The organism is Luteibacter sp. 22Crub2.1 (genome assembly GCF_900167995.1).
Taxonomy (GTDB): domain Bacteria; phylum Pseudomonadota; class Gammaproteobacteria; order Xanthomonadales; family Rhodanobacteraceae; genus Luteibacter; species Luteibacter mycovicinus.
Genome location: NZ_FUYT01000004.1, coordinates 1 through 13,329 on the forward strand (window position 1 = coordinate 1; position 13,329 = coordinate 13,329).

General features: G+C 66.3%; 12 protein-coding genes. 10 read left to right on the forward strand and 2 right to left on the reverse strand.

Features of this window, described 5'->3' with window-relative positions; all coding sequences use genetic code 11:
* Positions 1 to 254: 254 nt before the first annotated feature.
* The gene (locus B5X73_RS04530; protein ID WP_079520750.1) at positions 255 to 2,150 is read right to left on the reverse strand and encodes a M61 family metallopeptidase; all 1,896 of its coding nucleotides are present in this window, start codon (positions 2,148 to 2,150) and stop codon (positions 255 to 257) included.
* 139 nt (positions 2,151 to 2,289) lie between these two features.
* Here B5X73_RS04530 and B5X73_RS04535 point away from each other — a divergent pair, with 139 nt between their 5' ends.
* The gene (locus B5X73_RS04535; RefSeq protein ID WP_036115314.1) at positions 2,290 to 2,733 is read left to right on the forward strand and encodes a DUF4442 domain-containing protein; all 444 of its coding nucleotides are present in this window, start codon (positions 2,290 to 2,292) and stop codon (positions 2,731 to 2,733) included.
* Positions 2,734 to 2,770: 37 nt separating this feature from the next.
* A complete protein-coding gene (locus B5X73_RS04540; protein WP_036115311.1) occupies positions 2,771 to 3,163 on the forward strand; it encodes an ester cyclase in 393 nt (130 codons plus the stop codon).
* Positions 3,164 to 3,193: 30 nt separating this feature from the next.
* Here B5X73_RS04540 and trxA read toward each other — a convergent pair whose 3' ends face one another.
* Positions 3,194 to 4,069 (reverse strand): thioredoxin, encoded by an 876-nt coding sequence (gene trxA / locus B5X73_RS04545; RefSeq protein WP_079520751.1) that lies wholly within the window; start codon positions 4,067 to 4,069, stop codon positions 3,194 to 3,196.
* A 171-nt stretch (positions 4,070 to 4,240) separates the two neighbouring features.
* Here trxA and B5X73_RS04550 point away from each other — a divergent pair, with 171 nt between their 5' ends.
* The 8 genes from B5X73_RS04550 to nadD all read left to right on the forward strand — a co-directional run bounded on the left by B5X73_RS04550 (position 4,241) and on the right by nadD (position 13,219).
* Positions 4,241 to 4,852 (forward strand): paraquat-inducible protein A, encoded by a 612-nt coding sequence (locus tag B5X73_RS04550; RefSeq protein ID WP_036115305.1) that lies wholly within the window; start codon positions 4,241 to 4,243, stop codon positions 4,850 to 4,852.
* Complete coding sequence (locus tag B5X73_RS04555) at positions 4,849 to 5,469, forward strand: paraquat-inducible protein A (protein ID WP_036115302.1); 621 nt, start codon at positions 4,849 to 4,851, stop codon at positions 5,467 to 5,469. The genes B5X73_RS04550 and B5X73_RS04555 overlap by 4 nt, the downstream gene beginning before the upstream one ends.
* Positions 5,466 to 7,145: a PqiB family protein gene (locus B5X73_RS04560; RefSeq protein WP_036115299.1), complete on the forward strand. Its 1,680-nt coding sequence runs from the start codon at positions 5,466 to 5,468 to the stop codon at positions 7,143 to 7,145. The genes B5X73_RS04555 and B5X73_RS04560 overlap by 4 nt, the downstream gene beginning before the upstream one ends.
* On the forward strand, positions 7,142 to 7,732 hold the full coding sequence (locus B5X73_RS04565) for a PqiC family protein (protein WP_036115296.1): 591 nt from the start codon (positions 7,142 to 7,144) through the stop codon (positions 7,730 to 7,732). Before B5X73_RS04560 ends, B5X73_RS04565 begins: the two co-directional genes overlap by 4 nt.
* Before the next feature lie 518 nt (positions 7,733 to 8,250).
* Positions 8,251 to 10,998, forward strand: a complete 2,748-nt coding sequence (leuS, locus tag B5X73_RS04570) for a leucine--tRNA ligase (RefSeq protein WP_079520752.1) — start codon at positions 8,251 to 8,253, stop codon at positions 10,996 to 10,998.
* 2 nt (positions 10,999 to 11,000) lie between these two features.
* The gene (lptE, locus tag B5X73_RS04575) at positions 11,001 to 11,558 is read left to right on the forward strand and encodes an LPS-assembly lipoprotein LptE (RefSeq protein ID WP_079520753.1); all 558 of its coding nucleotides are present in this window, start codon (positions 11,001 to 11,003) and stop codon (positions 11,556 to 11,558) included.
* Between the two features lie 12 nt (positions 11,559 to 11,570).
* Positions 11,571 to 12,581: a DNA polymerase III subunit delta gene (holA, locus tag B5X73_RS04580; protein ID WP_079520754.1), complete on the forward strand. Its 1,011-nt coding sequence runs from the start codon at positions 11,571 to 11,573 to the stop codon at positions 12,579 to 12,581.
* On the forward strand, positions 12,578 to 13,219 hold the full coding sequence (gene nadD / locus B5X73_RS04585) for a nicotinate-nucleotide adenylyltransferase (RefSeq protein WP_043692708.1): 642 nt from the start codon (positions 12,578 to 12,580) through the stop codon (positions 13,217 to 13,219). The genes holA and nadD overlap by 4 nt, the downstream gene beginning before the upstream one ends.
* The last annotated feature ends 110 nt before the right edge of the window (positions 13,220 to 13,329 follow it).

A 13,329-nucleotide genomic window follows, 5' to 3' on the forward strand; every position in this document is an offset into this window, starting at 1 on the left:
GGAGCCCGACCCGGCCGAAGGCCATTGATACACGGCCGCGGTAGCGGCCTTTCATTGAGGGGTCGCCGCAGGCGTGGACGCGAGGGTGGCACCCGCCGGCTCTTCCATGCGACACCACACGCCGCGACAAAGCCAAACGCGAAGGCGACAGCCGAGCCCTAAAAAACGCCACCAGCGGCGCAAAAAAAAGCCAGAGCGAATGGCGGAACATACACCGCCATTCGCTCCGACCCTATGTCTCCCCGCGCGCCTCGTTACTTCTTAGGCGTAGCGATCGCGCCGATCAGGTCCTTGCCCTCACCACGCACGAGATGCGGATGCTTCAGCCCCTCGTGGTAATCGACCTTGATCGTGGCGTAGTCGTCGGTGCTCTTGATCAGGAACTCGATCGGTGTGCTCGTGCCCTTCGCCGCGGTCACGGCGTCCTTCAGGACCTGCGCCGAGTAATCCTTGCCGTTGATCGCGACCAGCTGCACGCCCGGCACGAGACCGGCCTTCGCGGCCACGCCGTCCCACTGCGCGTCGGTGACCGAGCCTTTGTCGTTCACGACGATGCCGAGTGAGTAGGCGAGGTTGACCGAATTGCGGATCTTTTCCGCTGTCTTCGCGAACGCGGTCGGCTTGTCGTCGTAGACGAGTTTCCAGCCACCGCCCTCGATGCCGTGCTCAGGCAGGGTGTCGCCCGTGTAATCGAGGCGCTGGCGCAGGAAGCTCGCCCAGTCGAACGGCTGGATGCCGTTGAGTGTCGAGACGACGTCCTCGAACGTATAGGTTTTCGGCGTGTAGCTGCCGTTGTCCATGCCGTAGAAGGCCTTCGCGAATTCGTCCAGCGTGTGCTTGCCGCCAGACAGGTCGCGCATCTTCGTATCGACGTCCAGCCAGAGCAGCTGGCCTTCCGGATAGTAGTCCGAGCTGCGACGCAGATTGCCCCAGCCCGGGCTGCCGCCACGCGAGGACAGCGGGATGCCGTCGGCCGTGTCCTGCAGCGAGCGCCACGAACGGCCCGTGCGTGCGGACATGTCGGCGGCGATACCCGCCAGCGAGTCACGCCACTGGTCGGTGGTCCAGATGCCCGAGCGGGCGGTCAGCACGCCGGCCCAGTAGTCGGTCAGCCCTTCGTAGACCCAGAGCAGGTCGTCCTGCATGGGCTCGGCGAAGGTCGGCGTCCACAGGTCCGCCGGACGACGGAACTTGCCGTTCCACGAATGGATGTACTCGTGCGGAAGGAGGGTGCCCGCGGCCACGTTGACGTCGGCGTCGGTGAGGAAGTTGGCGAAGAGGCGATCGTCGCTGGACTGGTGGTGCTCGAGCCCGAAATGGCCTGTGTGATCCGAGGTCACCAGCAGGAAGTCGTAATGACCGTAGTGGTGCGCACCGAACAGTTTGTTGGCCTGCACGATGAGGTTACGCTGTACTTCGATCTGCTTGTCGGTGGCCTTGACGCCCGCGGCGGTATCGCCGGTGATGTCGAGGTGCACCTGCGTTTCCTGGCCCGGAGCGAGGTCGATCCGGTTGAAGTACTTGCCGCTCATGACCGGCGAGTCGACCAGGTTCTCGTAGCTCACGGTCTTGAAACTGACCGTGTTGCCGCTCTGAGACGCGGTCTCCAGTGCGGATGCGTACTTCCAGCCGGCAGGCAGGGTCACGCTCGGATCGACCTTGATCTGGCTGGCGTAGTAGCCGGCCGGATAGAACGACACTTCATTAAAGGAGAGCGGCACGTAGTTCGGCGTCGCCGGGGCGAGATAAACGAACGAAAGCTCGAGCTTGTCGGTGCCTTCGGGTACGTCGACGTGGAAGGCATACATTTCCTGCAGGTCGCGACGCCACGGGATCTTCTTGCCGTTGGCGGTAACCTGGATGCCGGCGACGTTGGACAACGGGCCCGAAGGGCCGTGCACGCCCGGGATCCACTTCGGGTAGTGCAGCACCACGTGTCCGGCGGTCACCGGGATGGTTTCCTTCACCCGGAAGATGTTCTTCGCGGCGTCGGACAGGTCGACGTTGAGCGTGAGATTGCCGGCGTAAGGTTTGTCCACGGCGGCGGGAATGGGTGGCGAAACGGCCGGGGCTGCGGATGCGGCGGCGGAGATAGCCATCGCCGACAAGACGGCGGCGGCGAGGGTGGCACGACGAAGCGGCAGGCGCATGGCTCTGGGTTCCCCTTGGCGGACGAGATCGTTGTCGCCCGATAGTCGGGGCCGCGTTCCGGAGCGACCTGTGCCAAAGGTCATACCTGTTTTAAACGGGGTACTTCGCCCACCGCTCAGCCGCGGCTAGCATGGCGCCATGAAAGCATCGACCCTGCGCCGCATCTTCAATGCCTGGCCGCCCTTCCTGTTCGCCGGCATCCGCGTGGTGAAGATGGACGACTACCGCTACGTCAGGGTGAAGCTCAGGCTTGCCTGGTACAACCGCAATTACGTGCGCACACACTTTGGCGGCAACCTGTTCTCGATGACCGATCCGTTCTGGATGATCATGGTGCTCAAGTCGCTGGGGAGCGAATACATCGTCTGGGACCAGGCCGGCGAAATCCGCTTCGTCGCGCCCGGTCGGGAAGATGTCTTCGCGGAGTTCCGTGTCGACGACGCGCTGCTCGATGAGATCCGCGAGATGACCGCCGACGGTGAGAAGCACCTGCGCTGGTTCGACACCGACATCCGCACCGCGTCGGGCGAGCTGGTCGCTACGGTCCGCAAGCAACTGTACGTGCGCCGCAAGCGGCGCTGAGCTACGCTCGGTCGATATTCCCATCGGCATCGTGCTCATGAGTGAATCCGACACGCTTCGCGACCTCTATCGCGCGTACATCGACTGCCTCAATCGGCGTGCATGGCCCGAACTCGGTCGACACGTGCATGACGACGTGCGCTACAACGGCGAGTGCGTCGGCCTGCCGGGCTACCGGGCGATGCTCGAGCGCGACGTTCGCGACATCCCCGACCTGCGGTTCGACATCGCGTTCGTGATGGCGGAGCCACCGCATATCGCCTGCCGTTTGCGCTTCGACGTGACGCCCGCGGGCCGGTTCATGGGCGTCGCGGTCGATGGTCGGCGAATCGCTTTCAACGAAAACGTCTTCTATCGATTCGAGGCCGGCCGAATCGTCGACGTCTGGTCGGTGATCGACAAGGCGGCCATCGAAGCGCAATTGGCGTGAAGCGCGCGGCGAATGCCGCGCGGGTGTCGATCAGAAGACCAGCGACGCCATCTTCCGCCGGTAGACGCTGACCAGCGCCGCGTCGTCGAGGGTGGCGAAGGCGGCGAGCAGGCGCTTCTTTGCCTGGCCGTCCTGCCAGTCGCGCTGGCGCTTGAGGATGTCGAGGAACTGGTCGAGGCCAGCAGCACTATCGCCTTCGATCAGCAGACGCACGCCGAGCAGGTCGCGGGCTTCCCAGTCGTTGTCGTTGGTCTGCACGCGCTCGCGCAGGGCCTCGAGCGGCGGGGCGCCCTCGAGCGCACGAGCCAGCTCGAGCTGGCTGCGCAGGCGGACGGCCCGGGCATCGGTGGCGAGGTTGGCGGGCAGGGCATCGAGCTCCGCCTGTGCCGGGTGCACCTGACCGGCCCGCATCAGGGCCAGCGCGAGATCGAGCTTCAGCTCCGCGCGGTCGGGCTCGGCGGCGATCGCCTGCTGCAGGCGGTTGATCGCGTCCTCGGCGGTTTCCGGCGGGGCCACGTCCGCGGCGACGTCGTCATTGGCGGCTTCCGCCGGCTGGACGCCGTGCTTGGTCAGGAATTCGCGAATCTGGCCTTCCGGCAGCGCGCCGGCGAAACCGTCGACGACCTGCCCGCCGCTGATGAGGATCACCGTGGGGATGCTGCGCACGCCGAACATGGCGGCCAGCTGCTGCTCGGCGTCCACGTCGATCTTGGCCAGGCGGAAAGCGCCGTTGAACTCGCCCGCCAGCTTTTCGAGGATCGGGCCCAGCGACTTGCAGGGGCCGCACCATTCGGCCCAGAGGTCCACGAGGATCGGCGTTTCGAGCGAGGCCTGGATGACGTCGGTCTCGAAACCGGCGGTGGTCGCGTCGAAGACGTGTTCACTGCGGGTCGGGGCACTGCTCACGGGCTAACTCCTGGGACGGTATGTCGATGCCCCCAAGATCGGGGAAGGGCGGGAGCATATCAAGGTCGCACGCGCTTTTAGGATCAGACCTAGGGCGCTCGTCATGCGCCGTTTACGCGGATTTGCGATCATACGCCGGTGGGCCAGCCGGCCCGGAACCGCCGGGTTGGCATGCGTAAGGGTCAGGACCTCATCATCTGCGAGCATTGCGACTCCGTTTACCGGAAGCGTCCGCTGGCCCGTGGACAGGTTTCCGACTGCGTCGTCTGCGGGGCCGTGCTCGATCGCCATCAGTGGCTGAGCGTGGATGGCCAGTTCGCCCTGATCGTCGCCTCCCTTATCGTTTTCGTCATCGCCAACGTGTCACCGATCGTTACCCTGGGTCTTTCGGGGATGACCGCCGCGACCACCTTATGGGGCGCGGTGATCGCCATGTGGCAGGACGGGGCGCAGATCGTCGCGGTGCTGACGGCGCTGACCCTGTTCTTCTTCCCGCTGGCCCAGATCATGATCTTCGGCTGGGTGCTGTTCTTCGCCCGCGACGGTCGGCGGGCGCCGGGGTTCTCCCGGGCCATGTCGTCGCTGGTCCGGGTCAAGCCCTGGAGCATGATCGAGGTCTTCATGCTCGGCACACTGGTCGCCGTGGTCAAGGCTCACACCTATTTCGACGTGGTCACGGGGCCGGGTATCTGGGCGTTTGGCTTCCTTACGCTGCTGATCACGGTCTTCTCCACCCACGATCCGCGCCACCTGTGGGATGTCACGAAGGACGCCAACGCATGAACGCGCCACCCCGGGCCGTGGACATGGGCATCATGTCCTGCCACGTCTGCCGACTGGTCACCGCCTATACCGACGACAAGCACGCCCATTGCCCTCGTTGCGGCAGCCCGTTGCACGGTCGTAAACACGCCAGCGTCTCCCGGTCATGGGCCCTGCTGCTGGCCGCCGCGATGTTCTACATCCCGGCCAACATCTTCCCGATCATGCGCACGCAGAGCCTGTCCTCGAAGGACGACAACACCATCCTCAGTGGCATCATCGAGCTGTGGCGGGCCGGGTCGCCGGGCCTGGCGGTCATCGTCTTCACGGCGAGCATCATCGTCCCCATGCTCAAGTTCATCATCATGGGCTACCTGCTCGTCTCGGTTCAGCGATCGAGCGACATGGTGGCCCGCCAGCGGTCGAAGCTGTATCGCTTCGTCGAGCTGATCGGGTACTGGTCGATGCTCGACGTCTTCGTCGTCGCGATCCTGTCCGCGCTGGTGCATTTCAAGATACTGAGCCGCGTCGAACCCCTGCCCGGCGTGGTGTATTTCGGCATCGTCGTCGTGCTGACGATGCTGGCGGCCATGAGTTTCGATCCCAGGTTGATCTGGGACAAAAGGAAATCGCAATGAGCGACACCCACGAGGGAAACACGCCGTCTCCCGACGAACTTCCGCAGCCGGAGGTGCGCAAGTCCAAGCTGGGCTTCTCGCTCATCTGGCTGGTGCCGATCGTGGCCGCCCTGGTCGGTATCTCGCTGCTGGTCAGCCACGCGCTGTCCGCCGGCCCGCAGATCACCGTGACCTTTCTGACCGCCGAAGGCATCGAAGCGGGCAAGACACAGGTCAAGTACAAGAACGTGGTGATCGGTAAGGTCACGACGATGCGCCTGTCGAAGGACCGCACGCATATCTCGGTCGTAATCGACCTCGAGAAGGATGCGAAGGCCTTCGCGACCAAGGGCACCCGCTACTGGGTCGTGCGTCCGCGTATCGGGGCCAGCGGCGTGTCGGGCATCGACACGCTGCTTTCCGGCGCGTTCATCGGCGCCGACGCGGGCGACTCAGAGGAAGACCAGGCCGATTTCACCGGCCTCGAAACGCCGCCCGCCGTGACCCACGGCGCGCCAGGCCGTCGCTTCGTGCTTCATTCCTCGGATCTGGGCTCGCTGGACATCGGTTCGCCTGTCTATTACCGCCGCATCCAGGTCGGCCGCATCGTTTCCTATGAGCTCGACAAGGACGGTAAGGGCGTTTCCCTGCAGTTGTTCATCGACGGTCCCAACGATCGCTTCGTCAGCAAGGATGCCCGTTTCTGGAACGCCAGCGGTGTCGACGTGTCGCTCGGCGCCGACGGGCTCAAACTCAACACGCAGTCGATCGCCACGGTGATAGCGGGTGGCGTGGCCTTCCAGTCCGCACCGGGTCCGCACGACGAGACGCCGGCCGACGAGATGGCCGAGTTCACCCTCTTCAACGACCAGCAGACCGCGCTGGCGCCGCCCGATGGCAAGCCGCTCTACATCCGGATGACCTTCCAGCACTCCCTGCGTGGCCTCGCACCGGATGCGCCGGTAGAATTCCTCGGGGTGAAGGTCGGCCGCGTGGTGTCGGTCAATCTCGACTACGACCCGGTCAACAAGACCTTCCCGGTGGTCGTGGGTGCCCTGGTATACCCGCAGCGCCTCGGCAAGGCCGACGAGAAACTCCGCGCGGCGGTGGGCGGCAACGAGGAGCAGCAGATGCCGCGCATCCTGCACGGCATGGTCGACCACGGGCTGCGTGCGCAGGCACGCACCGGCAACCTGCTCACCGGCCAGCTCTATATCGCGATCGACTTCGACAAGAAGGCGCCGAAGGTCGCGTTCAACGAAAGCACCAAGCCGCTCGAAGTACCCACGATGGCGGGCGATTTCGATCACCTGCAGGAGCAGATATCCAGCATCGTCGACAAGGTCGAGAAGATCCCGTTCGACTCGATCGGCAAGAATCTCGACGGCAGCCTGCAGGAGCTGCACGGCACGCTGAAGCAGGTAAACGGCGAACTGTTGCCCGAGGCGAAGAAGACCCTGCAGGGTGTGAACAAGACGGTCGGCACGGCCAACGACGCGCTGTCCGAAGACTCGCCGCTGCAGCAGAACATCGCCAATACGCTCGAGGAGTTGCAGCGCACGGTACGTTCCGTGGGCGCCCTCACCGACTACCTCGGCCGTCACCCGGAAGCGCTGCTGCGCGGACGCGGTGCCGATGCGCCGCCGAAGGTCATCCTCCCGTCGACTCCGAAGCAGGGCAAGGACGTACAGCCATGATCCGCACATTCCGCCTCGCCACCGCCGTCACCCTGCTGGGCACGCTCGCCGCGTGCTCTTCGGCGCCCACGCATTTCCATACGCTGATCCCGCCGTCCGCGGCGCTGGCGTCCGCCGCCGCCCCGTTCGTCATCGACGTACAGGCGGTGGCCGTCCCGCCGCAGGTCGACCAGCCGGCCCTGGTGCTCCGTCAGGGTGCCAGCGGCATCGCCGTGCTCGACGGCGAACGCTGGGCGTCGCCACTGGGCGACGAAATCCGCGGTGCCCTCGCGGCCGACCTGTCGACGCGCCTCGGTACCCATGATGTCCATGGGCTGCCGCGCGCCAAGGACAGCAAGGTCGTCCGCGTGCAGTTCGATGTCCGTCGTTTCGATTCGGAGGTGGGCGGCAATGCCACCCTCGAGGCCAGCTGGTCGGTCCGCGCCGCCGATGCCGCCAGCACGTGCGCTTCCCGCGTCAGCGAGCCGGCCGGCAGCACCTACGACAGCCTGGTCGACGCTCACCAGCGCGCGCTGGCCAAGGCCGCCGACCAGGTCGCGGCGGCCGTCAGGGCCGTGGCGGCGGGGCAGGCGGGGGCTTGCCAGTAACGGGGGCGGTTAGCCTCGGCTGCGCCGTCGGGCTTGACGCACAGCGCGTCGAGGCATGGGCGCCGCCGGGTGCCATTCTCGTCGCTAAGTCCTCCTCCGGCCTTCGCCTACGTGCGGAAGCGCTCCGAGAACGACACCCGGCGGCACCCTCCGACCGGTGTCGTTTCGTGTCGAAAAGCTGACGGGCGCAGGGCCCTCATGCGCTCTGGGATTGCGACGACCTCAGGCCGGAGCCGCGCTCGTCGCCGCCGGGCGAGGCACCCATCGTGCCTTGCTCGCCTCGCAACCTGCTGTAGCGCCGGAAGGGGGCGTGGGCTGCCGTTCCTGGAGCGCTTCCGCACGAAGGCGAAGGCCGTAGGAGGACTTAGCGACAGGAATGGCAGCCCACGCCCCCCCTTGCCTCAGTCCCGACGCACCAGGCGCTTTTGCCTTGAACACCCCCCGTAAGCTAGTCTCCCGCGATTGAGCGCCGCGCTTTTTCGTGCGGCCACCTGAGCATCCGACCGGTACCGAACACCATGCAGGACACCCAAGACCAGGGCACGCGCGAGCAGGGCGGTTATACGCCGGCCGCCGTCGAGACCGCCGCCCAGCACTTCTGGAATGAAACGCGTGCCTTCGAAGTCGTCGAAGACGCCGGCAAGCCGAAGTTCTACTGCCTCTCGATGCTGCCGTACCCCTCCGGCGCGCTGCACATGGGCCATGTCCGCAATTACACGATCGGCGACGTGATCAGCCGTTTCCAGCGCCAGCAGGGCAAGAACGTGCTCCAGCCCATGGGCTGGGATGCTTTCGGTCTGCCCGCTGAAAACGCCGCGATCAAGAACAACACCGCGCCGGCGAAGTGGACGTACAAGAACATCGATCACATGCGCGAGCAGCTCAAACGCATGGGCTTCGCGTACGACTGGACCCGCGAGGTCACCACCTGCCGTCCGGAGTACTACCGCTGGGAACAGCAGATGTTCACCCGGCTGATGAAGAAAGGCCTGGTGTATCGCAAGAACAGCGTCGTCAACTGGGACCCGGTCGACCAGACCGTGCTTGCCAACGAGCAGGTCATCGACGGCAAGGGCTGGCGCTCGGGCGCCGTGGTCGAGAAACGGGAGATCCCCCAGTGGTTCCTGAAGATCACCGCTTACGCGCAGGAGCTGCTGGACGGCCTGGACACGCTGCCGGGCTGGCCCGACGCGGTCAAGACGATGCAGCGCAACTGGCTGGGTCGCTCCGAAGGCCTGGAAATCACCTTCGACGTCGACGGTCAGGCTGAGCCGCTGACGGTGTTCACCACGCGTCCGGATACCCTCATGGGCGTCTCGTACCTGGCGGTGGCCGCCGAGCACGCGATCGCCACGCGCGCCGCCGAGGGCAATTCCGGCCTCGCCGAATTCATCGAAAGCTGCAAGGCCGGCGGCGTGTCCGAGGCCGAGCTGGAAACACAGGAAAAGCGCGGCTACTACACGGGCATCGATGCCACGCATCCGCTCACGGGCGAGAAGGTGCCCGTGTGGGTCGCCAACTTCGTTCTGATGGGCTACGGCACCGGCGCCGTGATGGCCGTGCCCGGTCACGACGAGCGCGACTGGGAGTTCGCCCAGAAATATTCGCTGCCGATCAAGATGGTCGTCGTGGATCGTGGCGTCGTCGACGCCGTCGCCGAGCTCAGGCGCGACCTCGCCGCCGACGGCACCGACACCGTGCAGAACGCACTGGACGGCGGTTCGTCGGACGCTTACCAGTCCTCGGCCGCGGTCGAGACGATCAAGACCTTCGAAACCAACATCCAGACGGCCGGCGCCTATACGGATTACGGCACGCTGATCAACTCGGGCGAGTTCGACGGCCTGGAATTCAGGGAAGCGTTCGAAGCCATCTCGGCGAAGCTGGCTGCGGCGGGTCGTGGCGAGCGCCGGGTCAACTGGCGCATCCGCGACTGGGGCGTCAGCCGCCAGCGCTACTGGGGTTGCCCGATCCCGGTGATCTACTGCCCGAACTGCGACGCCGTGCCGGTCCCCGAGGATCAGTTGCCCGTGGTGCTGCCCGAGGACGTCGCGTTCTCCGGCGTGCAGTCGCCGATCAAGGCGGACCCGGAATGGCGCAAGACCACCTGCCCGAACTGCGGCGGTCCGGCCGAGCGCGAGACGGATACGTTCGATACCTTCATGGAATCCAGCTGGTATCCGGCGCGATACACCAGCCCGGGTGCCGACGCCATGGTCGACGAACGCGTCAATTACTGGATGCCGGTCGACCAGTACATCGGCGGCATCGAGCACGCGATCCTGCATCTGCTGTATTTCCGCTTCTACCACAAGCTCATGCGTGACGAGGGCCTGGTGAACAGCGACGAGCCGGCCACCAACCTGCTCTGCCAGGGCATGGTCATCGCCGAAACCTACTTCCGCAAGGCGGACGACGGTCGCCTGACCTGGTTCAACCCGGCGGATGTGGACGTGCAGCGCGACGAGCGCGCGCGCATCGTGGGCGCGATCCTGCGCACCGATGGCGAGCCGGTGGAGATCGGCGGCATCGAGAAGATGGCCAAGTCGAAGAACAACGGTGTCGATCCGCAGTCGATGGTGGAGAAGTACGGCGCCGATACGGTGCGTCTGTTCTCGATGTTCGCCGCGCCGCCGGACCAGTCGCTGGAGTGGAACGAGGCGGGCGTGGAAGGTATGGCGCGCTTCCTGCGCCGCCTGTGGCGGGACGTCTCGGCTCACGCCGAGGCCGCTGCTGGCGATCAGGGCGATAACCCGGCCGGCGAGTCGGTGCGCAAGACCGTCCGTCGTCAGCTGCACGAAACGATCCAGAAAGTCACCGACGACATCGCCCGTCGCCAGTCCTTCAACACGGCGATCGCCGCGCTGATGGAGCTGCTGAACGCCCTGAGCAAGTTCGACGATGCCAGTGTCGCCGGTCGCGCGCTGCGCCAGGAGGCCTTCACGGCCATCGTCCAGCTGATCAACCCGTTCACCCCGCATCTGTCGCATGCGCTGTGGCAGGTGCTGGGTCACGGCGAGACCCTGGTCGAGGACGCGGGCTGGCCCGCCGTCGACCCGGCCGCCCTGGTCCGCGACTCCCTGACCTACGCGGTGCAGGTCAACGGCAAACTTCGCGCTACCATCGCGGTGCCGGCTTCGGCCTCGAAGGATGAGGCCGAGACCATGGCCCGCGCCGAGCCCGCCGTGGCGCGGTTGCTGGAAGGGCAGACCGTGCGCAAGGTGATCGTCGTGCCCGGCAAGATCGTCAACATCGTCGCAGGATAATCATGAGCCCGAACCCGCTTCGCTTGCTTCGTGTCGCCGCCCTTGTCGCCATCGTGGGACCGCTCAGTGCCTGCGGTTTCCACCTGCGACAGTCCGCGGCGCTGCCGCCCGGCATGCAGAAGATCCACCTGACGGTGGCCGGTGGCGGCCGACTCGAGCGCGAACTGTCCCGCGCCCTGTCGAACGCCGACGTCACTGTGGTCGACCATGCGGCGATCGACGCGGCCGAGCTGGCCATCACGTCGAACAACTTCCGCACGGATTCGCTCACTGTCAGCGGCACCGCGCGTGTCACGGAATACGCCGTCCGTTACCACGTCGACTTCAATGCGAAGGCGGGCGACGGCACGGTCATCATCGCGCCGCAGGGTGTCGATATGTCCCGTGAATTCAGCTACGACGCCACCAATACGATCGGTACCGCCAGCCAGACCGAAGAACTGCAGCGCAGCCTGATCGGCGACATGGTCCAGGCCATCCTGTTCCGGCTTGAAGCGGCCACCGTGCATCCGGCGGCGGCAGCCGCGGGTGCGCCGGCCGCGCCCGCATCGTCGAACTGACCGGGTAGCGACGTGCCGTTCAACCCGGCCCAGTGGCAGAAACATCTTGCAGGCGACCGGATGGCTCCGGTCTACCTGCTCGCCGGCGAAGAGCTTCTCGTCCTCGAGGCGGCCGATGCCGTGCGCGCGATGGCGCGCAGGCTGGGCTACAGCGAGCGCGAAGTCCTGGAAGCGGACAGCCGTTTCGACTGGGACGATCTGGCCCGCTCGTCCGCGGGTCTGTCCCTGTTCGCTACGCAGCGTCTGCTTGACCTGCGTCTGGCCGGCGGCCGCGCGGGCAAGGACGGCAGTGCGGCGATCAGCGAATTCGCGGGCCATCCGCCGCCGGATACGACGCTGCTCATCACGGCTACCGAGTGGAGCACCAAGCACGAGGCGGTCTGGACGAAAAACGTGGACCAGGCCGGCATCCAGGTGATCTTCAATGCGCCCCGGCCGAACGAATGGGTGCAATGGGTGGGTCATCGTCTTGCCTCGCGGGGGGTCAAGGCCAGTCCTGACGCCGTCGCGCTGCTTGCCGAGCGTGTCGAGGGAAATCTGCTCGCCGCCGCCCAGGAGATCGACAAGCTGGTCGTCCTCGCCGGCGATCAGCGTCTCGACGCCGCCGCGCTGGAAAGTATGGTCGCGGACAGCGCTCGTTTCGATGCCTTCAAGCTCACCGATTCGGCGTTCGCGGGCGAGGGCGGGCGCGCGCTGCGCATTCTCGCCGGCCTGCATGCCGAGGGCGACGAGCTGATCGCGCTGATGGGCTGGATCGTCAACCAGCTGCAGCTGGCGCTCCGTCTGGCCAATGCCCGCGATTTCGCGGCGCAGGCCAAGGTCGAGCGCCTGTGGCCCGCGCGCGAACAACTGTTCCGCAAGGCGCTGCGTCGTGCGCCGCGCGAGCACTGGATGGCCTGCCTTGCCCGTGCCGCGCGGATCGACCGCATGGCCAAGGGTCGCGAGCAGGGCAATCCCTGGCTCGAGGCCGAGCGGCTCATCGCGGCCATCGCCGAGCCGCGCGCCGCGGTGGCGTTCGCATGAGCGAGGCGCGACCGCTCGCCATTCTTGGCGGCACGTTCGACCCGATCCATAACGGTCACCTGCGTGCCGCCTGGGAGGCCGCCGAAGCCCTGGATGCCGAGGTTCGTCTCGTGCCGGCCCGCACGCCGCCGCACCGTCCGCCGCCGGTCGCGGATGCGGCCGGCCGGGTGGCGCTGTTGCGGGCAGCGCTTTCCGGTCAGGACCGGCTGCGCATCGATACCCGCGAACTCGACCGGGACGGTCCCTCGTACAGCGTGGACACCCTGGCGTCGCTGCGCGCGGAGATCGGCCCGGATCGTCCGCTGGTGTTGCTCGTCGGCGCCGACGCCTTCGCCGGTCTGGCGTCGTGGCACCTCTGGCGCGAGTTGTTCACGCTGGCGCATGTCGGGGTGCTCAACCGGCCGGGCGTCACGCATGAGCCGTCGGCCGAACTTTCGGCGTTCATCGCCGATCGCCGCGCTCCGCGGCCGCATGGGCCCGCGGGACGGGTGCTCGATATCGCCATCACGCCGCTGGATATCGCCGCGACGGCGATCCGGGAGTCGTTCGCGGGCGGGAACGAACCGCGCTTTCTGATGCCGTCGGAGTGTTTTGCCGAAGACGCGTTGCTGGCACCTTACCGAGCCCTCGGGCGCTGATCGCCCGCCAGCTGGGCCCCGCCGGCGCTGCTTTAGCTGCCAAGGCATTTGACGCGCCCCGTGCCCGGCGGAGGTATACTCCGCCCCAGCGCCGGCATTCCGCCGTACGA

Excerpts from the sequence above, each read along its gene's own strand:
- B5X73_RS04530 (WP_079520750.1), bottom strand. The coding sequence starts at position 2,150 with ATGCGCCTGCCGCTTCGTCGTGCCACCCTCGCCGCCGCCGTCTTGTCG.
- B5X73_RS04535 (WP_036115314.1), top strand. The coding sequence starts at position 2,290 with ATGAAAGCATCGACCCTGCGCCGCATCTTCAATGCCTGGCCGCCCTTC.
- B5X73_RS04540 (WP_036115311.1), top strand. The coding sequence starts at position 2,771 with ATGAGTGAATCCGACACGCTTCGCGACCTCTATCGCGCGTACATCGAC.
- B5X73_RS04550 (WP_036115305.1), top strand. The coding sequence starts at position 4,241 with ATGCGTAAGGGTCAGGACCTCATCATCTGCGAGCATTGCGACTCCGTT.
- B5X73_RS04555 (WP_036115302.1), top strand. The coding sequence starts at position 4,849 with ATGAACGCGCCACCCCGGGCCGTGGACATGGGCATCATGTCCTGCCAC.
- B5X73_RS04560 (WP_036115299.1), top strand. The coding sequence starts at position 5,466 with ATGAGCGACACCCACGAGGGAAACACGCCGTCTCCCGACGAACTTCCG.
- B5X73_RS04565 (WP_036115296.1), top strand. The coding sequence starts at position 7,142 with ATGATCCGCACATTCCGCCTCGCCACCGCCGTCACCCTGCTGGGCACG.
- leuS (WP_079520752.1), top strand. The coding sequence starts at position 8,251 with ATGCAGGACACCCAAGACCAGGGCACGCGCGAGCAGGGCGGTTATACG.
- lptE (WP_079520753.1), top strand. The coding sequence starts at position 11,001 with ATGAGCCCGAACCCGCTTCGCTTGCTTCGTGTCGCCGCCCTTGTCGCC.
- nadD (WP_043692708.1), top strand. The coding sequence starts at position 12,578 with ATGAGCGAGGCGCGACCGCTCGCCATTCTTGGCGGCACGTTCGACCCG.